Origin of the sequence: Streptomyces sp. CMB-StM0423, assembly GCF_002847285.1 — a bacterium.
In the GTDB taxonomy this organism is placed as follows: domain Bacteria; phylum Actinomycetota; class Actinomycetes; order Streptomycetales; family Streptomycetaceae; genus Streptomyces.
In genome coordinates, this window is sequence record NZ_CP025407.1 from 4,650,081 (window position 1) to 4,673,313 (window position 23,233).

20 protein-coding genes are annotated in these 23,233 nt (G+C 70.3%); 7 read left to right on the plus strand and 13 right to left on the minus strand.

All coding sequences use genetic code 11. The features are described from left to right. The first annotated feature begins 1 nt into the window (after nucleotide 1). The 5 genes from CXR04_RS20270 to CXR04_RS20290 all read left to right on the plus strand — a co-directional run bounded on the left by CXR04_RS20270 (nucleotide 2) and on the right by CXR04_RS20290 (nucleotide 9,666). A complete protein-coding gene (locus CXR04_RS20270) occupies nucleotides 2-2,143 on the plus strand; it encodes an SAM-dependent DNA methyltransferase (RefSeq protein WP_101426493.1) in 2,142 nt (713 codons plus the stop codon). 16 nt (nucleotides 2,144-2,159) lie between these two features. Then, the gene (locus CXR04_RS20275) at nucleotides 2,160-3,779 is read left to right on the plus strand and encodes a class I SAM-dependent DNA methyltransferase (protein WP_101423766.1); all 1,620 of its coding nucleotides are present in this window, start codon (nucleotides 2,160-2,162) and stop codon (nucleotides 3,777-3,779) included. Next, nucleotides 3,776-4,978: a restriction endonuclease subunit S gene (locus CXR04_RS20280; protein WP_101423767.1), complete on the plus strand. Its 1,203-nt coding sequence runs from the start codon at nucleotides 3,776-3,778 to the stop codon at nucleotides 4,976-4,978. Before CXR04_RS20275 ends, CXR04_RS20280 begins: the two co-directional genes overlap by 4 nt. Next, a complete protein-coding gene (locus CXR04_RS20285; protein ID WP_101423768.1) occupies nucleotides 4,975-8,253 on the plus strand; it encodes a type I restriction endonuclease subunit R in 3,279 nt (1,092 codons plus the stop codon). The genes CXR04_RS20280 and CXR04_RS20285 overlap by 4 nt, the downstream gene beginning before the upstream one ends. A 156-nt stretch (nucleotides 8,254-8,409) precedes the next feature. Beyond that, nucleotides 8,410-9,666, plus strand: a complete 1,257-nt coding sequence (locus CXR04_RS20290; RefSeq protein WP_101423769.1) for a hypothetical protein — start codon at nucleotides 8,410-8,412, stop codon at nucleotides 9,664-9,666. Nucleotides 9,667-9,732: 66 nt separating this feature from the next. On the opposite strand, the gene CXR04_RS20295 is transcribed toward CXR04_RS20290, so the two are convergent. The 9 genes from CXR04_RS20295 to CXR04_RS20335 form a co-directional block, all read right to left on the minus strand. Further along, complete coding sequence (locus tag CXR04_RS20295) at nucleotides 9,733-10,173, minus strand: DUF5615 family PIN-like protein (protein WP_101423770.1); 441 nt, start codon at nucleotides 10,171-10,173, stop codon at nucleotides 9,733-9,735. Continuing rightward, entirely contained in the window at nucleotides 10,173-10,790 is a 618-nt protein-coding gene (locus CXR04_RS20300) for a DUF433 domain-containing protein (RefSeq protein WP_101426494.1), read from the minus strand. The genes CXR04_RS20295 and CXR04_RS20300 overlap by 1 nt, the downstream gene beginning before the upstream one ends. 455 nt (nucleotides 10,791-11,245) lie before the next feature. Continuing rightward, nucleotides 11,246-12,373 carry a hypothetical protein gene (locus CXR04_RS20305; RefSeq protein ID WP_234380357.1) on the minus strand — a complete coding sequence of 376 codons (1,128 nt, stop codon included), beginning with the start codon at nucleotides 12,371-12,373 and terminating at the stop codon, nucleotides 11,246-11,248. Between the two features lie 90 nt (nucleotides 12,374-12,463). Next, nucleotides 12,464-13,510, minus strand: coding sequence for an LLM class flavin-dependent oxidoreductase (locus CXR04_RS20310; protein ID WP_101423772.1), 1,047 nt, complete (start codon nucleotides 13,508-13,510; stop codon nucleotides 12,464-12,466). A 39-nt stretch (nucleotides 13,511-13,549) separates the two neighbouring features. Next, nucleotides 13,550-14,083 (minus strand): hypothetical protein, encoded by a 534-nt coding sequence (locus CXR04_RS36045; RefSeq protein ID WP_234380358.1) that lies wholly within the window; start codon nucleotides 14,081-14,083, stop codon nucleotides 13,550-13,552. Between the two features lie 326 nt (nucleotides 14,084-14,409). Continuing rightward, the gene (locus CXR04_RS20320; protein ID WP_101423773.1) at nucleotides 14,410-16,620 is read right to left on the minus strand and encodes a xanthine dehydrogenase family protein molybdopterin-binding subunit; all 2,211 of its coding nucleotides are present in this window, start codon (nucleotides 16,618-16,620) and stop codon (nucleotides 14,410-14,412) included. Beyond that, complete coding sequence (locus CXR04_RS20325) at nucleotides 16,617-17,618, minus strand: FAD binding domain-containing protein (RefSeq protein WP_101423774.1); 1,002 nt, start codon at nucleotides 17,616-17,618, stop codon at nucleotides 16,617-16,619. The genes CXR04_RS20320 and CXR04_RS20325 overlap by 4 nt, the downstream gene beginning before the upstream one ends. A gap of 4 nt (nucleotides 17,619-17,622) precedes the next feature. Continuing rightward, on the minus strand, nucleotides 17,623-18,117 hold the full coding sequence (locus CXR04_RS20330) for a (2Fe-2S)-binding protein (protein WP_101423775.1): 495 nt from the start codon (nucleotides 18,115-18,117) through the stop codon (nucleotides 17,623-17,625). An 82-nt stretch (nucleotides 18,118-18,199) separates the two neighbouring features. Beyond that, on the minus strand, nucleotides 18,200-18,946 hold the full coding sequence (locus CXR04_RS20335; protein ID WP_101423776.1) for an SDR family oxidoreductase: 747 nt from the start codon (nucleotides 18,944-18,946) through the stop codon (nucleotides 18,200-18,202). Between the two features lie 64 nt (nucleotides 18,947-19,010). Between CXR04_RS20335 and CXR04_RS20340 the strand changes: the two genes are divergently transcribed. Together CXR04_RS20340 and CXR04_RS20345 are read left to right on the plus strand one after the other, a co-directional pair. Continuing rightward, a complete protein-coding gene (locus CXR04_RS20340) occupies nucleotides 19,011-19,358 on the plus strand; it encodes a MerR family transcriptional regulator (RefSeq protein WP_101426495.1) in 348 nt (115 codons plus the stop codon). 55 nt (nucleotides 19,359-19,413) lie between these two features. Beyond that, nucleotides 19,414-19,560 carry a hypothetical protein gene (locus tag CXR04_RS20345; protein WP_234380359.1) on the plus strand — a complete coding sequence of 49 codons (147 nt, stop codon included), beginning with the start codon at nucleotides 19,414-19,416 and terminating at the stop codon, nucleotides 19,558-19,560. A gap of 9 nt (nucleotides 19,561-19,569) precedes the next feature. Here the strand turns inward: CXR04_RS20345 and CXR04_RS20350 are convergent, their stop codons facing one another. Genes CXR04_RS20350 through CXR04_RS20365 form a run of 4 tightly spaced genes read right to left on the minus strand, consistent with a single transcriptional unit; the run spans nucleotide 19,570 to nucleotide 23,210 of the window. Further along, nucleotides 19,570-20,853 carry an MFS transporter gene (locus CXR04_RS20350; RefSeq protein WP_101423777.1) on the minus strand — a complete coding sequence of 428 codons (1,284 nt, stop codon included), beginning with the start codon at nucleotides 20,851-20,853 and terminating at the stop codon, nucleotides 19,570-19,572. Then, nucleotides 20,850-21,338, minus strand: coding sequence for a MarR family winged helix-turn-helix transcriptional regulator (locus CXR04_RS20355; RefSeq protein WP_101423778.1), 489 nt, complete (start codon nucleotides 21,336-21,338; stop codon nucleotides 20,850-20,852). Before CXR04_RS20355 ends, CXR04_RS20350 begins: the two co-directional genes overlap by 4 nt. A 33-nt stretch (nucleotides 21,339-21,371) precedes the next feature. Then, nucleotides 21,372-21,968, minus strand: a complete 597-nt coding sequence (locus tag CXR04_RS20360; RefSeq protein ID WP_234380360.1) for a Pycsar system effector family protein — start codon at nucleotides 21,966-21,968, stop codon at nucleotides 21,372-21,374. Nucleotides 21,969-22,004: 36 nt separating this feature from the next. Beyond that, on the minus strand, nucleotides 22,005-23,210 hold the full coding sequence (locus CXR04_RS20365) for a hypothetical protein (protein WP_101423779.1): 1,206 nt from the start codon (nucleotides 23,208-23,210) through the stop codon (nucleotides 22,005-22,007). Nucleotides 23,211-23,233 lie beyond the last annotated feature (23 nt).

Genomic DNA, 23,233 nt, shown 5'->3' on the forward strand with positions numbered 1-23,233 from the left:
GGTGACCAGCACACGCGAAGGAGCCGTGTCGCCCATCGTGCCCGAGCCGTCGGCCTGGCGGATCACATATGCGGAAATCGCCACCCTCGCCCAGGTACGTCGGCCCGTCCCCACCAACTGGAGCCGCAGGCATTCGGACTTTCCCGCTCCCGTCGCCCACGAAGGAGGGCGGCCCCTGTTCGACGCGCGCGCGGTCGTCGACTGGTTGACGAGGACGGGTCGCGGCAACGCCGAACCCCGCCGTTTGCAGGCCGAACTGGCCCTGTACACCCTCGCTGCCTGGCGGACGCCTGCCCTTTCCGCCTCCGTTCTGGTGGGGGCGCTGACTGCGCTGATCTGCCTGCGCCAACAACTCGACATTCCTCTCTCGGGCCAGAGCTGGGACGCCGTTCTCACCCAGGCCGACGAGCTCGATCCCGAGGACACGTCCTTGTCGGCCGAGTTGCAGGCCGTCCCGGAGTCGGACCGCCTCGGCCCCGAGCTGGCGGTGTTGGCTGACGAGCTGACCGAGGCCGCCTACACCGCACCCGAGGCTTTCGACTGGGTCCTGGAGGCCCGCCGCCGCCTCGGCTCCCACGACCTGGTCGCCGACGAGCCCACCCCGGCCGTGGTACGCGCCCTCGCTGCGCTGTCCGGTGTCGACACCCTCGACGAAGGCTCCGTCGTCGCCGCCCCGCACGCGCGCTCCGGCGACCTGCTCGCCGCCCTGCACGCCCGGGCCGCCGAGGACTCCGGCCACACCTACCTCGCCGCCGACCCCGACCCGGTGCGGGCCCGCCTGGTTCGTCGCCGGATGCTCGTCCGAGGCGTGAACGAGTTCGACCTCGGCGTCACCGAGGGGGAGGACCTGCCCGTCGACGACTGGGGATACCCCCATCTGCTGGTCTCCGTCCTCCCCTACGAGTCGGGGGAGAACCGCAGCCCACAGGCCGTCCTGGAACAGGTACAGGCACTCACCGACTACCTCGACGAAGGCTCGACAGCCGTCGTTCTCGGCCCCGCCGATGTGCTCGTACGCCCGTTCCCCCGGCACAGCGAGGCCGACCGTCTGCGCCGGTCCTTCCTCCGGGACGGTTTACTCAAGGCCGCGGTGAGCCTGCCCGACGGCGCGTTCCCCTACCGTCCCGGCTACCGCACCGCCCTCTGGGTGCTGGCCCGCACCTCGGCGGAACACCGCACGGGCCTGGTCCTCCTCGCCGATTACTCTGCGCAGCCGCTCACCGACACGGTTCTCGACGTGCTTGCCGAGGACATCGCCATCTGGCGCGCCGCCTCCTGGCGCGGCGACCGCCACCACGAACCCCGCCACGCGCTGATCGTCCCCGCGAAGGACCTCGATGACCGGCCGGGCACCGCCTTCACCATCCAGCACCCCCCGCCCATGGCCCGCTACACCCGGGGCGTCATCGAGCGTCCGGTCCGCATCAGCGCCCTGGAGCAGCGCCTGACGGAGCTGCACGAGCAAGCCCGGCAGCGCGCCGACCTGCGCGCGGCGCTGAGCGCCCATGCCGTGCTGCGCCCCGACGACCAGCCCATGCGGCGCACCACCGTCCGCCGGCTCGTCGACGACCGGCGCCTGCGCCGACGCCCCGGGCACCGTTTCGCCGACGAACACCTCAGGGCAGACGGCCACTACACCGTGCTCACCCCCGACGAGGTCCTCGGCATCGCCCGCCCGGGCGGACGCCGCATCGACCGCGGAGTCCTCCTCACCGGCTACGAGCACGCCCTGTTCACCGAGCCGGGCGACATCGTCGTCACCACGAGCCCCCGCTTCGGCACCTACGTCGACGAAGCGGGTCTGTCCCTGGTGGCTGCCCCGGCCCGTATCCTCCGCGTCCACCCCGACGCCGACCCGCCGGTGCTGCCACGGGTACTTGCAGCGCTGCTGCGGGCGGCCGCCGCCGAGTACGCGCGTACCAGTGGCGCGGTGCGGGCCTCGCGAGGTATCGAAGACCTCCTCATCCCCGACCTGAGCGGGCGCGAGGCCGAACGCTTCGACTCCGTGCTCGCGGAGATCGAGACTCGCGCGCACCTCCTGCGGGAGCAGTCCGCCGCTCTCGACGACCTGGTCCGCCTCACCGCCGCCGGCATCGCCGACGGCACGCTCACCCTCCAGCACCTCCCCGGAACCGACGACTGAAGGAGACGGTCTGCCCATGGCTACCGCAGTGAAGAAACCCACCGAACAGGCGGAATTGTTCAGCGCCTCCACCGCCAAGGAGATCCAGGCGATCCTGTGGAAGGCCGCTGACAAGCTGCGCGGCTCCATCGACGCCGCGCAGTACAAGGAGTTCGTCCTCGGCCTGATCTTCCTGAAGTACGTCTCCGACGCCTTCGACGAGCGCCGCTCCGAGCTCGCCGCGGAACTCGCCGATGACGGCATCACCGAGGACCGGATGGACGACTTCCTGGAGGACCGGGACGAGTACACCGGCGCCCACGTCTTCTGGGTTCCGGAGACCGCCCGTTGGACGTGGATCGCCACTCACGCCAAGAGCCAGGGCGTCGGCAAGCTGCTTGACGACGCGATGGACTCCGTCATGCGTGAGAACGCCTCGCTCACCGGCGTCCTGCCGAAGATCTTCAACCGCGACAACGTGGACCAGAAGCGCCTCGGCGAACTTGTCGACCTCATCAGCGACGCCCGCTTCGGCGGCAGCGGTGACAAGCCGGCGCAGGACGTTCTGGGTGAGGTGTACGAGTACTTCCTCGGCAACTTCGCTCGGGCCGAGGGCAAGAGGGGCGGCGAGTTCTACACGCCGCAGTCCGTCGTCCGGCTGATCGTGGAGATCCTGGAGCCGTACCAGGGGCGGGTCTACGACCCGGCGTGCGGCTCGGGCGGCATGTTCGTCCAGGCGGCCAAGTTCATCGAGGCCCACGCCGGGCGCGCACACAAGGCCGACATCTCGGTTTTCGGCCAGGAGCTCAACGAGCGCACCTGGCGCCTGGGCAAGATGAACCTCGCCATTCACGGCATCGACGGCAACCTCGCTCCCCGCTGGGGCGACACCTTCGCCGACGACAAGCACCCCGACCTCAAGGCCGACTTCGTCATGGCCAACCCGCCGTTCAACATCAAGGACTGGGCGAGGGACGAGAGCGACCCGCGGTGGAAGTACGGGGTACCGCCGAAGACCAACGCTAACTACGCCTGGCTCCAGCACATGATCTCCAAGCTGGGCGAGCGCGGTACCGCCGGGATCGTCCTGGCCAACGGTTCGATGAGCTCCCAGCAGAGCGGCGAGGGCGGGATCCGTCAGGCACTGGTTGAGGCCGACCTGGTGGCCTGCATGGTGGCCATGCCCTCCCAACTGTTCCGCACGACGCAGATCCCGGCCTGTCTGTGGTTCCTGGCCAAGGACAAGACTCCGCAGGGCGCAAAGCGCCTGGACGACCGGCGTGGCGAGATCCTGTTCATCGACGCCCGGAACATGGGCGAGATGGTGGACCGGACGGAGCGCGTGCTGACGGAGGCCGACCTGGCGAAGATCGCTGGTGCCTATCACGCGTGGCGGGGTGTGGGGTCGGCTCGTGAGGCGGGGCTTACGTACGAGGACGAGGCTGGGTTCTGCTTCTCGGCCGACCTCGCGACGGTCCGGGAGCACGGGTACGTGCTGACACCGGGGCGGTATGTGGGGGCTGTGGAGGCGGTGGAGGAGAGCACGGAGGCGGTGGGGGAGCGGATCGCTGCGCTGACGGAGGAGTTGTTCGCGTTGTTCGACAGGTCGGCGGAGCTGGAGAAGACGGTTCGGGAGCAGCTGGAGGGCATCGGATGAACGAGTTGACGTTGGCAGACCTCTGCGAGCTCGTAGTGGACTGCAAGAACCGTACGCCGCCCGAGGCCGCTCCTGGAGAACGCACCGTAGGGTTTGCCATCGGAACGCCGCACATTATTAATGGACGAATTCGACTCTCGGAAGCAAAGCTGGTGAGCCAGGAGACCTTCGACACCTGGACGGCTCGCGCGATTCCTCGGGCGGGTGACATCATTCTCACCCGCGAGGCCCCTGTGGGGCGAGTTGGCCGCATCGAAGAAGGTATGCAAATCTGCCTCGGGCAGAGGACAATGCTGCTGCGTCCGAACATGCTGCGCTCGGATTCACGCTTCCTTCATTACTTCCTCTTGAGTCCCGCGGTTCAGGATCTCTTGCACGCCCAAGCGTCCGGTTCAACTGTGGCGCATTTGCGTGTTGCTCAGGTCCGCGACCTAAAGCTTCCGTCAGTCCCGAACGTGGACGAGCAACGACGAATCGGTGCTGCGCTCGGGGTGCTGGATGACAAGATCGCTGTAAACGAGCGCATCGCGGTCACGGCCCTTGAGCTAAGCGATTCCTTGTTCGCCCAGGCGGCGATTAGTCTCGATTTCAGCGAGGAGACTTTCGGCTCCGTTGCCACGGTTGCTGGCGGGGGAACTCCGAGTACCAAGGTAGACGACTACTGGGGCGGCGTATTCTCCTGGACCACTCCGTCGGATGTGACAGCCCTCTTGTCCCCGTATCTGTTCGAGACGAGTCGGAGCATCACTGAACATGGTCTCGAGAACTGCGCCTCTCAGCTTTATCCTGTGCAATCGATCTTTATGACCTCCCGTGCCACCATTGGCGCCTTTGCTTTGCCGCAGATTCCTGCGGCGGTGAATCAGGGGTTTATCGTGGTGATTCCTTCGAACGAGGACATGCGCTGGTGGCTCCTGCACGAGATGCGCTCGCGTGTGGACGAAATGATCAGCTTGGCTAACGGATCCACCTTCCTGGAGCTGAGTCGCAAGAACTTCAAGGCCATGCAGATTCGGCTCCCCGAGGCGCCAGAGATTGCAGCCTTTGCCCAGAAAGTAGCCCCTCTACACGCGGCGGCCATCACAAGCGCCCGAGAGAACAGGAATCTCTCAACCCTCCGCGACATCCTCCTCTCCCAGCTCATGTCCGGCCACCTTCGCGTCAAAGACGCCGAGAAGATTGTCGAGGACCACACATGACGCACGATGACGAGCGTGGAAGCAGAAGAGGCCCGAGTCACCGCCCCCTGGAAGCCGACTGGGAGTTACTTGCCCTCGACGAACTCGCCGAGTTGGCCTGGCTGCCGGCATCCGGTAACGAGTTCGCCCCCGGCTCAGGGCACCGTAAGTCGTGGGACGACCTGATCCTCTACTCGGACCTCCGCGAGGCGATCGAGCGGCTCAACCCCGAGCTGCCCCCGGACGCCGTCCGTGACGCCGTCGGTGTCGCGGCGACCCCGGAGTCGCAGGACACGTTCGAGGAGAACCGCACCGCCCACGGTTACCTGACCACCGGCATCCGCTCCGTCGTCTACACCGACACCTTCGGCGCCGAGCACAACCCGACCGTCCGCCTAGTCGACCTCACCGACCCGGACGGGAACACGTACCGTGCGCTGAACCAGGTCACCGTCGTCGACGGTGAGAAGCGGCGCCGCTTCGACATCGTTCTGTACGTCAACGGGCTCCCACTCGCCGTGCTGGAACTGAAGCGCGCCGGCGACGAGAGCGCCACGCTTCAGGATGCGCACGCCCAGGTCGCCCGGTACGTGAAGGAGTTCCCGACCGCCTTCCGTTACAACGCGGTGGTGCTGCTTTCCGACGGCGTCACCGCGAAGTACGGCACGCCCTTCACCCCGTACGAGCACTTCGCGCCGTGGAACACGGACGAGACCGGGGCCCGCGTCACCCCGTTCGCCGTGGACGACGAAGGAGTGGCCGATTCGGGCCAGAACCTGGCGCTGCACGGGCTGTTCACCCAGTCCCGGTTCCTCTCCCTGTGCCGGTCCTTCATCAACCTCGTGCCGTCCAAGCGGATGAAGCGCATCGCGAAGCCGCACCAGTACTTCGCGGTGACCCGGGCCGCGGAGAAGGTACGCGAAGCGGCAGCCGGGAACGGGAAGGCCGGTGTCGTCTGGCACACGCAGGGCTCGGGCAAGTCCGAGGAGATGGTGCTCACCACGGCGATGGTGATGAGCGACCCGGCGCTGCTGAACCCCACCGTGGTCGTCATCACCGACCGCAACGACCTCGACGATCAGCTGTACTCCACCTTCCTGGAGAGCGAGATCCTCCCGGGTGCGCCCCTCCAGGTCGCGACCCGGGCCAAACTGCGGGAGGAGCTCGCAGCCAAGCGGACCGGCGGCATCCTCTTCACCACCCTGCAGAAGTTCGGTAAGACCAAGGAGGAGAAGGAGTCGGGGGCCGACCACCCGTTGCTCTCCGACCGGCGCAACATCGTGGTCGTCGTCGACGAAGCCCACCGCAGCCACTACGACAACCTCGACGGCTACGCCCGCCACCTCCGCGACGCCCTCCCGCACGCCACGCTCCTCGCCTTCACCGGAACGCCGATTTCTGAGGCCGACCGCAACACCCGCGAGGTCTTCGGCGGTTACATCGATGTCTACGACCTCAAGAGGGCCGCCGACGACGGCGCGACGGTCAAGGTCTTCCACGAGGGCCGGGTCATCAAGCTCGCCCTCGGCAAGGACGTCGACCCGACGAAGATCGACGAGGAGGCCGACCGCATCACCGACGGCCTCGACGACACCGAACGCCGCAGGGTCGAGACGGCCGTCGCCACGATGAATGCCATGTACGGCTTGCCGGCCCGTGTCAGGGATCTCGCCGAGGATCTGGTGGCGCACTGGGAGCAGCGGCGTGAGCGGATGCGGCCGTTCGTCGGGGTCTCCGATAAAGGCGGGGCGGCGGGCAAGGCGATGGTCGTCTGCGCGACCCGTGAGATCTGCGTCAAGGTTTACGACGCCCTCCGCGAATTGCGGCCTGACTGGCACAGCGACGAGCCCGCCAAGGGCGCGATGAAGATCGTATTCTCCTCGAACTCCCGCAAGGACGAGGACCACCTGCTCGACCACGCGCTGCCCGACGGCCAGCGCAAGGCGGTCATCAATCGGGCCAAGGACCCCGACGACGAGCTGGAGCTGCTCATCGTCAACAACATGCTGCTGACCGGCTTCGACGCCCCGCCGGTCCACACCATGTACCTGGACCGTCCGCTCAAGGGCGCAAACCTGATGCAGGCCCTCGCCCGGGTCAACCGCCGCTTCCGTGGCAAGGAGGACGGTCTTCTCGTCGGCTACGCGCCGCTGACGGAGAACCTGCAGAAGGCCATCGCCGAGTACACGGACGCCGACCAGGAGGACCGCACCCTCGGCCAGGACCTCGACCGTGCACTGGACGAACTGCGCAACGAGTATGACATCCTCAGCGACATCCTGCGCGGCTTCAACTGGCGTGCGCGTCTTGAACAGCCGACAGCGAAGGCGTTCGTCAACGCCGCCGGCAGGGCCGCCGAGTACCTCCGGAACCCGCGTACTCCCGGCAACGACCCGGAGAAGCTCGACGACCCGCGCCAGACCGTCGGCCGGCGTTTCCGCGACCACTCCCACCGCCTGGAGCGCTTCTACGCTCTGTCCGCCAGTGCCACGAACATCGGCGAGCGTTTCCCGGACCACCCGACCTGGCGCCGGGACATCCAGTTCTTCGTCGAGGTCCGCGCCTACATGGCCAAGCTCGACGCAGCGGAGCGCGAGGCGCGCGGCCTGCCCGTAGCCCGCGATGTTGAGCTGTACCTCGCCCAGCTGACCTCCTCTGTGGTCGAGACCGGGGGGATATCGGACCTGTTCGCCGAGGCCGGCCTGGAGATGGCCGACCTTACGCACCTCAACGACGCACTCGTCGCCAAGCTCCAGGGCAGCGACACTCCGCATCTCGCGGCGGAGGCACTGCGGCGGCTCATCGAGCAGAAGATGCGTGAGGTCACGCGTCACAACATCGTCCGCCGTACGGCCTTCTCCGACCGCCTGCAGGACCTCATGATTCGGTACACGCGGCAGCAGTACACGAGCGCCGAACTCATCGCCAAGCTGGTCGAGATGGCGAAGGAGGTGGTCGAGGATGCCAGGCGCGGCGAGAAGTTCGAGCCGCCGCTGAACTGGCGCGAGCTCGCCTTCTACGACGCTGTGGCCGAGCACAGCACGGCGCAGGAACTCATGGGCGACGAGATCCTGGCGAGCATCGCCCGCGATCTCGTCGCGGAGGTCCAGAAGAAGCTCAAGCCGGACTGGATTGCCCGAGAGCCGGTCCGCGCTGGTCTCCGTAGCGCCATCAAGCGCTTGCTGGCTCGCCACGGCTACCCGCCGGACCGTCGTGCGGAGGCGGTGAACCTGGTCCTGAAGCAGATGGAGCACTTTGCCGACGAGTGGGCCACCACTGGTATGCCGGACAGCTGAGCCCGAGCGACCACGTCGGCGCAGGAATAGTCCACCCACGTCCCGACCGGGTCGAGGGTGGAGGTCTCCCGTCTTCGGAAGACTTCCACTCCGGTCGGCGATCACTCTGCGAACACCAACGACCTTCGACGCGAGTAGCCACTGCTGGAGCGGACCATGGGCAACGAGATTCAGCTGATAGGCGACGGGGATGGGCTGACAGTCATTGGGAGCGCGATGGATGTCGAAAACTTCCTCGCTTCGGAGGGACTGCCGTCCAAGAGCCTCGGACCGCGGTGGTACAAGTCCGTCTTCGCCACGGGCGCGGCAGTCGCCGATGCAGGTTCGGAGATCGCCGCCAATTCCGCTCACTGGGTGAAGCTGACCCCGAAGTCGGCGTTGCTCCTCAAGAAGTATGGCCTGAGGGAGAGCGCGAAGACGGGGCTCAGCACGGGTGTGCTAAAGGGGGGGAAGGGGCAAATCAAGGGGTTCGTCGAGTTCGCGCACGCGCCCCGATCGCTCCTGTCCAACCCGGCGACTCTTGCCAACGCCGGGAAGTTCATGGCGCAAGTCGCGATGCAGCAGACCATGGACGAGATCACTGACTATCTTGCCGCGATCGACAAGAAGGTCGACGACGTACTGCGAGCGCAGAAGGACACTGCTTTGGCCCGTATGATCGGAGTGGGCTTCGTGATCGAGGAGGCCATGACCCTCCGAGAGAAGCGGGGGAGAGTCGACGAGGTCACTTGGTCGAAGGTGCACGCCGCGCCGGCTGCGATTGCGGAGACGCAGGCGTACGCGCTGCGTCAACTCGACGCGCTCGCGGATAATATGGAGCGTCAGACCAAGATCGGCGATCTCGCCAAGACGGTCAAGGAGGCTGAGGGCATCGTTCGAGAATGGCTCGCGGTTCTGGCTCGCTGTTTCCAGTTGCAGGACGCTATCGCTGTACTCGAACTCGATAGGGTGCTGGACGCGTCCCCCGATGAGCTCAACGGGCATCGCCTCGGCCTGAAGGTCGCTCGCAAGGACCGGCTGGAGCACATCTCGCGGAGCACTGAAACTCTGCTCGCCAGAATGAACGCCGCTGCTGGCGTAGCCAACGCCAAGGTGTTGCTGCACCCGAACACGTCCCCGGCTGTGGTCCAGTCGAGCAACCGGGTCGCGGCCGGCGTCTATGACTTTCACGTGCGGATCGGAATCGAGTCCGGTAGCGACTCATCTGAGGCGCGGCGATGGACGGACGCTGCCGTGGAGGTGAGGGATAAAGCTCTAGCAAAGGGAGTAAGAGGTGCTGGTGCTGCCCGTAGCCTGGGCAGTGAGACTCTCGACCGGGCCAACTCGGTGAAGGACAGGCTCTCCAGCGGTGTTGCCGAGCGAGCGCGCCGTCTGCGCGGGACAGATGAGCAAGGTGAGAAGAATACTGAGTGAGCGCTGACCCTTCTGGTATGCCAAGGAGGCTGACGCTCCCTCCTGTCGGCCCCGTATCCGACGGGTCTAACGTGGCCAGTAGGGCGGAGGTGAGACCGACGGGTTCAGACGCTTGAAGCGGTGCTTGCTCACGGGGTTCAAGCCCTTGATGTGAATCAGCTGCTGTGTGTCTGCTTCGTTGAGTTCGCCGACGATCAATGGCATGGCTGCTACCACCGCGCCCATAGCCAGGCCCAGACCGGCCATGCCCCGGTGCGCCTGGCTGAAGCGGATGTGGTGCATGCCTGACTTCTTGATGGCCTCCGTCTCCGACGGGTCATCCAACTGCCGGGCGTCTTTCGTCAGGAAGACATCGAAGCCCTTCCTCGCGGCATCGGGGAGAAGGGCGAGATCCTTCTTTCCTGCCCATTTGATCTCGCCGACGTGCTTGACCTCATGTCCGGGCAGGAGCCGCCTGAGCATCTCCAACACCTGGACGGGGACATTCTCGTCGATGAGGATCCGCATCAGGCAGAGCGCGCTCCCGTGCTGTAGCTGTCCACGTAGAGCGCGAAGGAAGCAGCGTCACGTGCTGCGTCTGCGGTGACGCCGGGGTAGTAGTCGGCGATCTTTTCTGGGGGGATGCCGTCCTCGATCAGCTCCGCGACGGTGTCGAAAGGGGTTCTCGTGCCCGTGATCACGGGCTGTCCGCCCTGGGTCTCGGGGTCGACAGTGACGTGCTGCTTCGGCTGGAGCAGGTGAGGGACGACGACGCCAGCTCTGGGAGCGAACTCCTGGAGGATGTCAGCCATGGTGGCAATCACCCGTTGGCCAGGACGCTTCACAAGATCGGTGCCGTGGTCATCGTGGCCGACGAGGACGATTGAGTCACCCTCGGTCACTAGGGAGTAACTGGATAGGTGCTCGACCTCACCGATCTTTTTCAGGGTGGCCAGGGCTATGCGGATTTTCTGGAGCGACACGTCCTGGCGAAGGTGTGCGAACGCGCGCAGCGCGAGTACGTCGCGGAAGGAGTACAGGGCCGGCCTGGCTGCCAGCTCGGGCTGGAGGATCGGCCCGTTGCCACGGTCCTGCCTCCACGTGCGAAGTTGTCCGACAGTCGCTCCCGAGAGGGCGGCAGCCATGCGGGTCGAGTACGCCATCTGCTGCCTCCCATCCTGGTTGCGTGCTGCGGGATTCCATCATCCCAGTTGCCCGAGCAGGAACGCTACAGAACGACGAGGGCCCAGATGCTCCAGATCCTCTGTGACGAAGCGGTGAAACGCTCCGGCTGCGTGAGCCGTGCGTGAGCGGACAGCCCGGCAGGGGTCGGACCGGACGAGCACGTGCCTCTCCGCTGCGCGGCGCTGACCAGCTAAAAGAGGATCCAGTGCCACGGCTCGGCATCCATCGTCACGATCTTGCAGGCCCTCGTAATGCGTAGGTCAAGGGTTCGATTCCCTTAGGCGGCTCCACTGGACCCCAGCTCAGAATCTCTCTGAGCTGGGGTTTCGCGTTGGGCGGAGGCGCTGCCCGGTGAGTGGGGGCAAGGGAGAGGCCCCGGACGGGGGGGTCCGGGGCCTCTGGGGGTCCTGGTGGGTTACTTCAGGACGTTGAGGAAGTTCGTGGCGTCGTCGACGAAGTACACCGCGTCGCGGTCCAGGTCCACCGCCAGGCCGAACAGTGCGCCCGCGCCGGGCGGGGAGCCGCTGTTGTCGAGTTGCCGGAATGCGATCTGGAGGCCCCTCGGGGTGGTCTCGACGATGTTGCCGTCGCCGCCGTTGGTCGTCAGGATGTTGCCGTTGGGGGCGATGGCCAGGCCCAGGGGGCCGTTGAGGAAGCCGTCGCTGGTGACGACCCTGCCGGTGCCGGCGCTGGAGTGCCGGGACAGGGCGTGGGGGATGACGGTGATCCGGTTCTTGACCGTGTCCGCGACGTAGAGCGAGCCGTTCTTGGCGAGGCCGACGCCCGTCGGGCCGATCACCAGGGCGGCGGGGTCGGTCTTCTGGGCGAAGCCCGAGCCGATCGTGGTGGTCTTCACGCGGTGCGGCGGCTGCTTGCCGTGGTGCTTGAGGGTGATGCGCAGGACGGTGCCCTCGTCCACTTCGTTGCCGCCGCCCGCCACGGTGCCGTTGAGCACGTTGGTGACGAACAGGTCGGTGCGCTTGCCGTGGCTCGCGGCGGTCATGTCCCACGGGCCGTTGATGCCGTCGCCGGCGATCGTCTTGCGGACCTTGCCGTGGTTGTCGAGTACCAGCAGGCAGCCTGCGCTGGCGGTGTCGGAGGTGCCGTCGGCGGTGGGCAGGCTGCCGACGACCACCCAGCCGCCGGGCAGGATGCTCAGGGCGGTGGTGAGACCCACGCCGCCGGGGCAGGGGCCGGGCAGGTTGTCCGGGTCGATCTGGGCGAACAGCCTGGCGTTGCCCCGCGGGCTGATCTGGACCAGGGTGGTGCCCGTGCCCTGCTGGTTCTGGCTGTTGTTGAAGTTGCTGACCAGCACGTTGCCGCGGCGGAGTTTCCCGCTGTCGCGCGGGACCACGGCCGTGCCGTACGGGTTCACGTCGCCGTTCGCGGGGACCGTGGAGGCGACCGGGCGGACGGTGTGCAGCCGGCCGAGGAACGACCCGTGGGCCGGGGCGGCGCCTGCCGCAGCCGTTGTCGAGATGGCCACGGCGGCTGCCAGCGCGGCCAGCCTCCGTGTCCATGGTGACAGAATGTTAATTCTCATGTGCACAAAGTTAAGAGTGGTGGTGCAATCGGTGCGTACGGCCACGCGTTGCCCTCGGGTTATTTCGCCCGGACGGTGCACCCCTCGTGCTCAGGCGAGGAGCCGGGCGAGCCGGGCCATCTCCGTGGGCGCGTCGATTACCGGCTGGATGAGGAGTTCGTCGATGCCCGCCCGTTCCAGGGCCGTGATGCGGGTGAGGAGGTCGTCGCGGGTGCCGACGAGGGCCAGGGCGTTCATCAGCGAGGGCAGGATCAGGTCCCGGTCCCGCGGTGCGATGCGGCTGAGGTAGCCGGGGTAGATCTTGGTGTACCGGTCAGGTGCGGTGGCGGTGGTGCCGCGGCGGTGCAGGAGGCGGCGTACCGCCTCGCGTTCGTCGGGGCCGAGGTGTGCGATGACGGCCGGGGTGTCGGCGGCGAAGGCCAGCAGTGACATGACGAGATGGCCGGTCGCGTCCCTGGCCGCGTCGCCGGTGACGTCCTCGTCCTCGTCGAGTACGTGGAGCGCCGTGATCAGGTAGGAGTCCCCGGAGGGGTCCGTAGCGGGGGCGGCGGCCCGGCGGCGGGCGGTGTGCAGTGCCTGCCAGGCGGCGGGGTCGAGCAGGCCGAAGGAGATGAGGCCGGTGCCGCGGCGGCCGGCGACGGCGGCTGCCTTCGGGCCGCGTAACGCGGCCACGACGAACTCGATCGGGTCGGCGGTGTTCACGTGCGCCCCGGTGTGCAGGAAGCGGACCTCGCCGGCCCGGTCCCCTTCGCGGTACGCGGCCGGGCGTCCGGCGCACAGGTCCTGCAGCGCGGTGACGAAGTCCTCCAGCTCGGCCGCCTTGGCCGGCGGCATGCCCAGGGTGCGCCGGGCGGTGTTCCCGGTGCCGGCGCCGCAGATGATCCGGCCCGGCGCCAGGGCGTTGAGGCTGGCGAACGCGCTCGCCGCGGCCGGGGCGGAGCGCAGCGCCGGCGAGGTCACGCCGATACCGAGCCTGATGCGGCGGGTTGCCTGCGCGCAGAGGCTCAAGGCGACGAAGGGGTCCCCGTGGACCATCGGGGTGTCGTAGACCCAGAAGCTGTCCAGGCCCAGCTCCTCGGCCCGTACGGCGAGATCCGCCACCCCGGGGTGCGCGGCGACCACGACTCCTGCACGCATCCGGCCTCCCGGCCACGAGGATCCGAACCGGACTGGTTCCTACCCGCGGGCCCGTAGATGCATTGCCGGGGTGCGCACCGGCCAGCGTTTCCAGACCACCACGTGCAGGATCACCGCGGTGCTCAGGGCGTTCAGCATGACGTGCGTCGTCCAGCTCCATTCGCGCGGCTGCGGGACGGCGAGGGCATGGGCGAGCTTCGGCAGCAGCCGGACCAGCAGCACGGTGAGGCCCACCGCGCTCAGCACGGCGAGGGTACGGCCCGGTCCTGGCGTCCACCGGATCGCCGGCCACGCCTCGAAAAGCGTGGACACCAGCAGGACGCAGCCGATGGCGGTGCCGGCGGTCGCGGTGATCCGGGCTCCCGGCCAGCCGAGGACGTGGCCGGTGAGCAGGTAGCCGGCCCAGCCGCACGCGACCACGACGACGTTGCCCAGCAGGAGCCGCAGCCACGTCCGGCCGATACGGGCGAACAGCCAGCCGCGCAGCGCGACCCAGAAGAGCATCTGCCACGCGCCGATCGATGTGAACCAGGCACCGTAGTCCTCCGCCTCGATCGCGTCGGGGCGCACCACGGCCGCCCAGGCGGTCAGGCCCAGCGCCCAGCAACGTGCCGGGCCAGTCCGCCCACCAGAACGCGATCATCGCCATGATCGGCAGCGCGAACGTGGTGATCGGTCCGAGGACGACGAGGGAGTGCAGGGCGCCGCCCGCGGCGGCGGACAGCAGCACGGTGACGGGGACGACGAAGGCCAGCCCGGCCAGGCCGCGTACCGGCTGGTGCCGTCTGGCGTCGGCGAGCGCGGCCGGACTCAGCGCGTCCGGCCGGCTGACCGACGGGCGGCCGGCCGGCGGGCGATCGGAGGGGGTGGTGCCGGCGGGTGGTGCGGTCGCCGGTCGTTCAGAGGACATGTTCCAGCCGGATCGGCAGCCGGCGGATGCGCCGGCCGGTCGCGTGGTGCACGGCGTTGGCGATGGCCGCGGAGACGCCGACCATGCAGACCTCGCCCACGCCCTTCACCCCGGCCGGGTTGAACCGCAGGTCCGGTTCGTCGATGAAGTCGACGTCGATCCGGTGGACGTCCGCGTTGACCGGCACCGCGTAGTCCTCCAGCGTCGTGTTGAGGAACCCGCCGAACCGGGTGTCGACCTCGCTCTCCTCGCGCAGCGCCTGCCCGATCCCCCACACCACGCCGCCGCGGACCTGGCCGGCCGCGGTGACCGGGCTTGCCACCCGGCCGCAGTCCACGACGGTGACGACGCGCGGCACCCGGATGCGCCGGGTCGTGGGCTCGATCCGTACCTCGGCGAAGTGCGCGGCCCAACTGAACGTGACGAACTCGGGGTAGACGGGACCGCCGACGGCGAGGACGCCGTGGTCGAGCTGCGCGAGGTCCTTGCGGGTCTGGCCGGGGGCGAGCGTCGTCGCCTCGACGGTCACCGCAGGCTTGTGCGTGGCGCGCACCGCGGCCCCCACGTCCAGGTCACCGGCCCCGGGCGCGCCCAGGGTCTCGCGCAGTTCGCCGAGTGCGGCCTGTACGGCGGGCAGCGCGCTCGCCGTGCCCCAGGAGCCGGCGGTAAGGTGCTGCGGCGCCGCCGTCGTGTCCCCGGCCCGTACGGTCACCGTGTCCACCGGCACGCCGAGGTCCCGCGCGACGAGCAGCGCGACCGCCGAGCGGAGCCCCTGGCCCATCTCGTGCCCGCCGACGGCGACGTCGACGCTGCCGTCGGCCGCCGCGGACAGCCGCGCGACGACCGGCACCATGCCGCCCGGATAGCACCCGGCCGCCACGCCCCAGCCGAGGACCGAACCGTCCTCGGCGGTCATCGAGCCCGGCTCCGGGTCGCGTTCGGCCCAGCCGAAGCGGGCCGCGCCGCGGCGCAGGCACTCGGCCAGATGCCGGCCGGAGAACGGCAGCCCGGTGACCGGGTCCGCGCCGGCGTCGTTGGCGAGCCGCAGTTCGACCGGGTCGCGGCCGGTCGCGCAGGCGAGTTCGTCCATGGCCGACTCGTACGCGAACATGGCCGGGCTCTCGTGCGGCGACCGCATGAAGCCCGGGGTCTGCACGTCCGTACGGACCAGGCGCTGCTCGCCGCGGAACGCGGGCGCCGCGTAGAGCCGGGACGAGACCGTGGTGCTCTCGCACGGGAACAGGTCGTGCCGCGAGGTCTGCTGGTCGACCTCGTGGATCGCGGCGCGGAGTTCGCCGTTCTCGTCCGCGCCGAGCCGTACGCGGTGCACGGTGTTCGGCCGGAACGCGCCGAGGTGGAAGACCTGCGGCCGGGGCAGCACCATCTTCACCGGCCGGCCGAGCCGCCGCGCGGCGACCGCGATCGGCCCGAGGTGCAGATGCATGGCGTTCTTCTGGCCGAAGCCGCCGCCGACGTACGGGGAGCGGACCTCGACGTCCGCCGGGTCGATGCCGAGCTGGGTGGCGAGCCCGAACCGTACCGCGTTGGCGTTCTGGGTGGTGTCGTCGACGATCAGCCGGTCGCCCTCCCAGCGCACGACGCTCGCGTTCGGCTCCATCGGCATCGCGTGCTGGGCGGGGTGCTCGTACGTGCCATCGATACGCACCGGGCTGGCCGCGAACGCCGCGTCCGCGTCGCCGACCCTGACATCGGCCAGGAACGGCAGCGGGATCGCCTCCTCCTGGCGTACGGACTCGGCGCCCTCGGCGTCGATCCGTACCGTGAACGGCTCCTCCCGGTACTCGGCGGTGATCGACCGGGCCGCCTCGGTCGCGGCGACCAGCCCGTCGGCCACGACCAGCGCGATCGGCTGGCCGCGGTAGGCGATGCGGTCGTCGCGCAGCGGCTGGAGGCTCTGCACGGCGTGCCCGCCGGCCATGAGGAAGCCGACGTCGTGCAGTTCGTCCGGCCCGAACCGTGTGATCACCTGCAGGACGCCGGGCACGGCTTCCGCGGCGGCCGTGTCGACGCGCGTGATACGCCCCTTGCCGGCCCGCGCGGTGGCCCACGCCCCGTACGCGACGTTCTCGGGCACCCGGTCGGCGGCGTAGCGGGCGCGGCCGGTGACCTTCTCCCGGGCGTCGACGCGGCGGATGTCCAGTAGCCGGCCGCCGGTGCCGGGAGCGTGGACGGCGGTCATCGGATGGCTCGCTCTCCGGCGATGCGCAGCGCGTCGGCGACGGTGCGCACGCCCAGTTCGATGCGGAATCCGTTCTCGGCGCCCGCGCGTGCCCCCGCGAAGGCGGCCTCCCCGGCGCGCCGCGCGGACTGCGGCGTCAACGGCCGCCCGATCAGGGTCCGTTCGGCCTCCATGGCCCGCCACGGCCGGGTTGCCACGCCGCCGAGCCCGATGCGGCAGTCGCCGACCGCGCCGTCCGCCTCGACGGTCACGCCGACACCTGCGGCGGCGAGGGCGAACGCGTAGGACTCGCGGTCGCGGATCTTGAGGTACGTGGAGCCGCGCGCGGCCGGGGTCGCGGGCACCCGGATGCGGACGATGAGTTCGTCCGGGGCGAGCACGTGCTCGCGGGCCGGGTCGTCGCCGGGTTCGACGTGCAGTCCGGCGAGCGGCACCGTACGTTCCCCGTCCGGGCCGACGACGTCGACGACGGCGTCGAACGCGATCAGCATGACGGCGAAGTCGCCCGCGTAGGTGGCGATGCACGCGTCGCTGCCACCGAGCAGCGCGTGCGTACGGTCGTGGCCGCCGACGGCGGCGCAGCCGCTGCCCGGCCGGCGCTTGTTGCACGGGAACTCCGGGCCGTTGCGGAAGTACGGGCAGCGGGTGCGCTGCAGGAGGTTCCCGCCGACGGTCGCCATGATGCGCAACTGCTGCGACGCGGCGCGCCACAGTGACTCCGACAGGCCCGGGTACGCGGCCTTGACCGCCGGGTGGTCGGCGACGTCGGCCATGCGGGCGCCGGCCCCGAGCACCAGTTCACGCGGGCCGGCCTCGATGGTGCGGAGTTCGGCGATCCGGTGCACGTCGAGGACCGCGGGGGGCGTCTCGATGTCCAGCTTCATCAGGTCGTACAGGGTGGTGCCGCCGGCCAGGATCCTGGTGCCGGGCTGTGCGATGTGCAGCGCGGACACCGTGGCGGCCACCGTGTCCGGCGCGGCGTAGGTGAAGGGGCGCACGGCGTCAGGCCCCGTTCCGTACCGCGTCCGCGGTCTGCCGTACGGCGGCCACGATGCCCACGTAGGCGGCGCAGCGGCAGATGTTGCCGCTCAGGTACTCGCGGATCTCGTCGTCCGTCTCGCAGTGGCCTTCGGCGATGCACGCGATGCCCGACATGATCTGGCCGGGCGTGCAGTAGCCGCACTGCAGCGCGTCATGGTCGATGAACGCCTGCTGCAACGGGTGCAGCCCGCCGTCCGCGCCGGCGACACCCTCGATCGTGGTCACCGCCCGGCCGGTGACCTGCACCGCGGGGGTCAGGCAGGCCAGCACGCGCCGGCCGTCCACGTGCACCGTGCACGCGCCGCAGTGGCCCTGGTCGCAGCCCTTCTTCGTGCCGGTCAGCGCGAGCTGCTCGCGCAGCACGTCCAGGAGGGATTCCCGGGGATCCACGTCGAGGGAGACATCCTGGCCGTTGACCGTACAGGCCCAGGGCAATTTCACCGCATTTGTGACCATGCGAGAAGATTGTAGGGAGGCCGCGAGGCCCGGGTGCGGAGCGGCGGACCGGCGCGCCTTCCGCGGCCCGGGGCGGGACCGGTCAGACGACGCCGGCGCGGATCTCGTCGTAGAGGCGGGTGGGGTCCTCGGCCAGGGACTTCTTGACGTGGGTGCTCCAGGCGTCGGCCAGGACCTCGGCCGCGCCCGCCTCGATGCCGTCCAGGCCGGCGCGGGCGACCGGGGCGGGGTCGCCCTTGGGGCCGGTGTAGGCGGAGCTGAAGTCGGTGTCCACGGCGCCCAGGTGGAGGGCGGTGACCAGGGTGTGCTGGGCCGCCAGTTCCATGCGGACGGCGTTGGTCAGGGCCCACTGGGCGGCCTTGGAGGCGTGGTAGCCGTTGGTGCCCGGGTAGGCGAACCAGGACTGGGCGGACAGGACGTTGAGGATCGCGCCGCCGCCGTTGGCGGCCAGGGCCGGGGCGAAGGCGCGTACGACGTTGAGGGTGCCCCAGAAGTTCGTCTCCATCTCCGCGCGTACGGCGGCGAGGTCGCCGGTGACGAGGTCGGTCCAGTGGCTGACTCCCGCGTTGTTCACGACGAGTGTCACGTCGTCCGCCGCGTCGGCGGCGGCCGCGACCTGGGCGGGGTCGGTGACGTCCAGCCGCAGTGGTACGACGCCGGGGAGGTCGGCCGACTCCGGGCGCCTGGCCGTCGCGTAGACGCGGGTGGCGCCGCGGTCCAGGAGCTGCTGGGCGAAGAGGCGGCCCAGGCCGCGGTTGGCGCCGGTCACCAGGGCGACCGAGCCGTCGAGGCGGAGGCCGGGGGCGGGGTGGGTGTGCGTGGTGGTCATACCGGTACGCTAGGACCTACCGTTGACGTCAGATGCAAGTCCTGTGCCGAGGAGAGGGGTGCCGGTGCGTATCGGAGAGGTCGCCAGACGCTCCGGGGTGAGCGTCCGGGCGCTGCGCTACTACGAGGAGCAGGGGCTCCTGACGCCCACCCGCAGCGCCGGCGGGCAGCGCCAGTACCCCGACGGCACCGTCGACCGGGTCCGCTTCTTCCAGCAGCTCTACGCGGCCGGGCTGCCCAGCCGCCGCATCGCGGAACTGCTCCCCTGCATCGACACCGGCACCACGACCGGCGAGCAGCGCGCCATGCTCGACGCCGAACGGGCCCGGATCAGGCAGCAGATAGACGAGTACACCGCCGCCCTCGCCCGCCTCGACGAGATCGTCGCGGCCGCGGCCGAGCGGCGGGCCTGATCCGGCACCGACCCCGCCGGATCAGCCCCGGCCCCTGGCGCGGCGCTCCGTGTGCGTGGACTTCGGCGCCGGCCAGGTCCCGTCCGTCCCCGCCGACGAGGCGGCCGCGGCGATCGACGGGTCCGCCCGCGACCGCTGGCCCACCTGGGAACGCCCGGAGTGGATCACCCCGGCCGCCCACGCCTTCTACGCCGCCGGCTGAGGAGGGCGGTCACGAGGCCGGCTGGGCGGCGGCCTCCTGCGCGGCCGGGGGTGTCGCTTCCGGCGCCGGGGTGCGGTAGGCCCTGAGGGGGGTGTTGGCGGCGGCTATCGCCGCTATCGCCGCCACCGCGGCCAGGCCGCCCGTGACCAGGGAGACGGTCGCCGAGGTGGCGGAGGCGACGAGGCCGCCGCGGAAGTTGCCGAGTTCGGGTCCTGCCACGCCGATGACGTGTTCCACCGAGGAGACCCGGCCGCGGTAGGCGTCGGGGGTTTCGAGCTGGACCAGGGCGCTGCGGGTGACGACCGAGACCGTGTCGGCGGCCCCCGCCACGGCGAGGCAGGCCAGGGCCAGCCAGAGGGGTCCTGCCAGGCCGAAGCAGGCGAGGGCCAGGCCCCAGACCGCGGCCGCGGTCAGTTGGACCAGGCCGCCGCGGTGCCAGCGGGTGACCGTGCCGGAGAGCAGCCCCGCCGTGATGCCGCCGACCGCGACGGCGGAGAGGAAGAGGCCGAGGGTCTGCGGGTCGCCGTCGAAGCGGACCTCGTTGACGAGGGGGAAGAGCGCGATCGGCATCGCGAGGAGCGTGGCGGACAGGTCGGTGGCCAGCGAGCCCCACAGCGTGTGGCGGCGCAGGACGATGCGCCAGCCGCCGCGTTCCGCGCGGCGCCTGCCGCCCTTCGCCCGTACGCCTTCGGGGCGCATCGAGGGGAGGCGGAAGACCGCGGCCATCGCGACGGCGATCGCCGCGGCCTGGGTGGCGTACGCGGCGGGGAGGTCCCAGCGGGCGATGATCAGCCCGGCCGTCGCCGGTCCCGCGAGCATCGCGAACTGGAAGGAGACGTTGTTCAGCGCCAGGCCCGCCGCGACCTGGTCGGCCGGCAGCAGGCGGACCGGGAAGGTGCGCCGGGCGGGGGCGCCGAGGGCGGAGAAGGCGGTGCTGAGGGCGACCAGGGCGAGCAGGAGGACGACGTTCCTGTTGTCCGCCAGCGCCTGCGCGCACAGGGCGCCCGCGGCCAGCAACTGGCCCGCCGTCGTGGCCCGTACGAGCGTGCGGCGGTCCACGGTGTCGGCGAGGGTGCCGCCGAGGAGGCCGAAGAGGATCATCGGCACGCCGGTGGCCAGGCCGATGGCGCCGGTGCCGACGGTGCTGCCCGTCAGGTCCCAGACCTGGGCGAGCACGGCCACGAGGGTGATCTGGGCGCCGAGTTGGGAGGCCGACGTGCCTATCCACAGGGCGCGGTACGGGGGACTGCTGCGCAGCGGGCGGGTGTCGAGGAAGCGGACGCGCCGGCTCATCGGGGCGGCTCGACGAGGTGGTCCTCGATGCGCTCGCGCATCGACCGGTCCGCCAGCGCCGCCTGTACGTCCTCGACCACCGCGGTCATCGTGTACGGCAGCACGTCGTTCAGCTCGGCGACCGCCGCGTGCGTCGCGCGCCACTCCGCCTCCAGGAACGGGACGAGCGACCGGCCGCGTTCGGTCAGCTCGATCCGCCGGGTACGGGCGTCGGGCCCGGGCTCGGAGGTGACCAGGTCCTCCTTGCGCATGGCGGCGATGGTCTGGCTGACCGCGGAGTGCGAGCGGTGCAGGGACTCCGCCAGCTCGCGGATGGTCAGCGGTCCGGTGTGGGCGAGCCGGATCAGCGGATACGCGAACCGGGGGCGTACGCCCTTGATGCCGCGGTCGGCGTAGACCTGCTCGATCTCGGCGTCGAGGCCGGCGAGGAGCGTGTGCAGGGACTGCCAGGGGTCGGGCAGCTTGGTGGGGTCCGTAGATGTCACAGCGCTAATATAACAGTGCTGTGATAACTGCCTTCAGAGCAGTGCCGTCGCCGCGGTCACCGCTCCTCCCGCCACCAGGCACCCCACCGCCCACCGCATCCAGCGGTACTTCGCCGCCAGGATCGCCCCCAGGTCGTACGACTGCTCCAGCAGCCAGCGCCCCGGGTCCCGCCCCGCCGCGAGTACCGCCGCCGTCGCACCGTCCCGCCCGGGGCCGCGGTGGAGCGCGGTCGGCGACGGGCCGGCGCGCGGGGTGCCCGGTCGGGTACGGGGGAGGGTGACGATGGCCAGCATCGCGATCCCCGCCAGCCACAGCACCACCCCGGCCACGCCCACCGGGCCCGAGCCGACGCCCGCAGGCACGGCCGGGACCGCGAGCGCGGGCAGGGCCACGCCGCTCGACAGCAGGACGGCCGCCTTCGTGTCGGCCCGCGCGATCTCCTCGCGCAGGGTGGTCAGCAGCCGCTCGGCGACGTAGCGGGGGCCCGGCTCGGAGAGCGGGGAGACGGAGGGAGGCGGGGCGGGCGGCGGGGCGGCCAGCGGCGGGGCTGGCGGCGGGGCGGGCGGCGGGTCCGGCGGAGTCGCCCCCGCGGACGGTGGGTGCTGGGGTGCGGTGTCCGGGGCCGGCATCGTCCCCGCCTCCCGTCTCGTCGGTCGGTCGGTCAGTCAGTCGGTCCGCTCGGGCGGATCGGGCGCCTCGGGTGCCTCCGCGGCCTCCCCGCCGTCGTCGCCCGCCGCCGCCTGCCAGTACAGGCTGGGCCCCGTCCCCGTACCCCCGCCCGTCAACTGCGGCAGCGAGTCCGAGGTGACGTGCCGGGTGCCGGACCGCAGGAACTCGACCACCACCATGGCCTGGTCGCCCAGCTCCCAGCGTTCGAGGAGCCCGCCGTCGATCAGCCGGGACATCAGCTCCATGCCGTCCTGGCGCTCCTTGCGCTGTTCCTTGCGGAACATCTGCCGGATCGCCGCCAGGTCCTTCGGGTTGCGCGCCATCATCTGCGCCATCAGCGCGTGGTCCCCTCTCGCCACCGCCTCCTGGAAGTCGGCGGCCCACTTGCGGATCAGCTCGCGCTTGTTGTCGTCCCTGAGGTCACGCAGCCTGTGCTTGAGCCGTTCCAGGTCCGTCTGGTGCAGCACCTGCCCCATGCTCTTGCCGTGGTCCCGGATCAGCCGGTCGACCGAGATGGTGACGAACACGTCGAGGTCCAGGCCGAACTGGCTGCCCAGCGGCTGCGTCCGCAGCTCCGCCCGCACGGCGTCGCGGACCTCCTCCGCGCTGTTGATGGAGTAGCCGCGCGAGACGTCGCGCAGCCGCTGCTCCAGCTCCGGTACGAGCAGCGCGGCGACATCGGTGACCTGCGACCGCGCCACGAGCTGCGGGTCGCTGACCTGCCACCGCACGTCCACCTCCGCGGGGAAGGTCCGGCCGTTCTCCTCCGCCGGCAGCTCGGCCTTGAACGACACGGTGTGCCAGCCGAGTTGCAGCTCGAAGGCGGTGTACGGGCGGGGGAACCACCAGCGCAGCAGGAACCGCACCCCGCCGTCGGGGTGCACCGTCTGCGTCGGCCGGCCGCGGTAGTAGAGCACGGTCGCGACCTGGGCGCTGGGGTGCCGGTACGGCCACTCCGGGCGGTACTCGCGCAGGAACGGGCCGGCCAACTGCTGGGCGGCGGCGGGCCGGTCGGCGTGGGTCTTCGGGTGCGGGGCGGCGGGGGTCAGCCCCGTCAGCCGGCCGTTCCCGGCGCCCGGCGCGGGCGGCGGCCCGGGCAGGGGTGCGGGTACCGGTACCGGTGCCGGTCCGGGCGCGTGGGGCATCGGCGGCGGGCCCGGCGCGGGGGGCGGGGCGGGGACGGGTGGGGGCTGGATGGGCATCTGCATTTCCTCGTCTCGTCCGG

What these genes read in the sequence shown, in the direction of transcription:
- CXR04_RS20275 (WP_101423766.1), top strand. Translation starts at nt 2,160, where the DNA reads ATGGCTACCGCAGTGAAGAAACCCACCGAACAGGCGGAATTGTTCAGC.
- CXR04_RS20280 (WP_101423767.1), top strand. Translation starts at nt 3,776, where the DNA reads ATGAACGAGTTGACGTTGGCAGACCTCTGCGAGCTCGTAGTGGACTGC.
- CXR04_RS20285 (WP_101423768.1), top strand. Translation starts at nt 4,975, where the DNA reads ATGACGCACGATGACGAGCGTGGAAGCAGAAGAGGCCCGAGTCACCGC.
- CXR04_RS20290 (WP_101423769.1), top strand. Translation starts at nt 8,410, where the DNA reads ATGGGCAACGAGATTCAGCTGATAGGCGACGGGGATGGGCTGACAGTC.
- CXR04_RS20295 (WP_101423770.1), bottom strand. Translation starts at nt 10,173, where the DNA reads ATGCGGATCCTCATCGACGAGAATGTCCCCGTCCAGGTGTTGGAGATG.
- CXR04_RS20300 (WP_101426494.1), bottom strand. Translation starts at nt 10,790, where the DNA reads ATGGCTGCCGCCCTCTCGGGAGCGACTGTCGGACAACTTCGCACGTGG.
- CXR04_RS20305 (WP_234380357.1), bottom strand. Translation starts at nt 12,373, where the DNA reads ATGAGAATTAACATTCTGTCACCATGGACACGGAGGCTGGCCGCGCTG.
- CXR04_RS20310 (WP_101423772.1), bottom strand. Translation starts at nt 13,510, where the DNA reads ATGCGTGCAGGAGTCGTGGTCGCCGCGCACCCCGGGGTGGCGGATCTC.
- CXR04_RS20320 (WP_101423773.1), bottom strand. Translation starts at nt 16,620, where the DNA reads ATGACCGCCGTCCACGCTCCCGGCACCGGCGGCCGGCTACTGGACATC.
- CXR04_RS20330 (WP_101423775.1), bottom strand. Translation starts at nt 18,117, where the DNA reads ATGGTCACAAATGCGGTGAAATTGCCCTGGGCCTGTACGGTCAACGGC.
- CXR04_RS20335 (WP_101423776.1), bottom strand. Translation starts at nt 18,946, where the DNA reads ATGACCACCACGCACACCCACCCCGCCCCCGGCCTCCGCCTCGACGGC.
- CXR04_RS20350 (WP_101423777.1), bottom strand. Translation starts at nt 20,853, where the DNA reads ATGAGCCGGCGCGTCCGCTTCCTCGACACCCGCCCGCTGCGCAGCAGT.
- CXR04_RS20360 (WP_234380360.1), bottom strand. Translation starts at nt 21,968, where the DNA reads ATGCCGGCCCCGGACACCGCACCCCAGCACCCACCGTCCGCGGGGGCG.
- CXR04_RS20365 (WP_101423779.1), bottom strand. Translation starts at nt 23,210, where the DNA reads ATGCCCATCCAGCCCCCACCCGTCCCCGCCCCGCCCCCCGCGCCGGGC.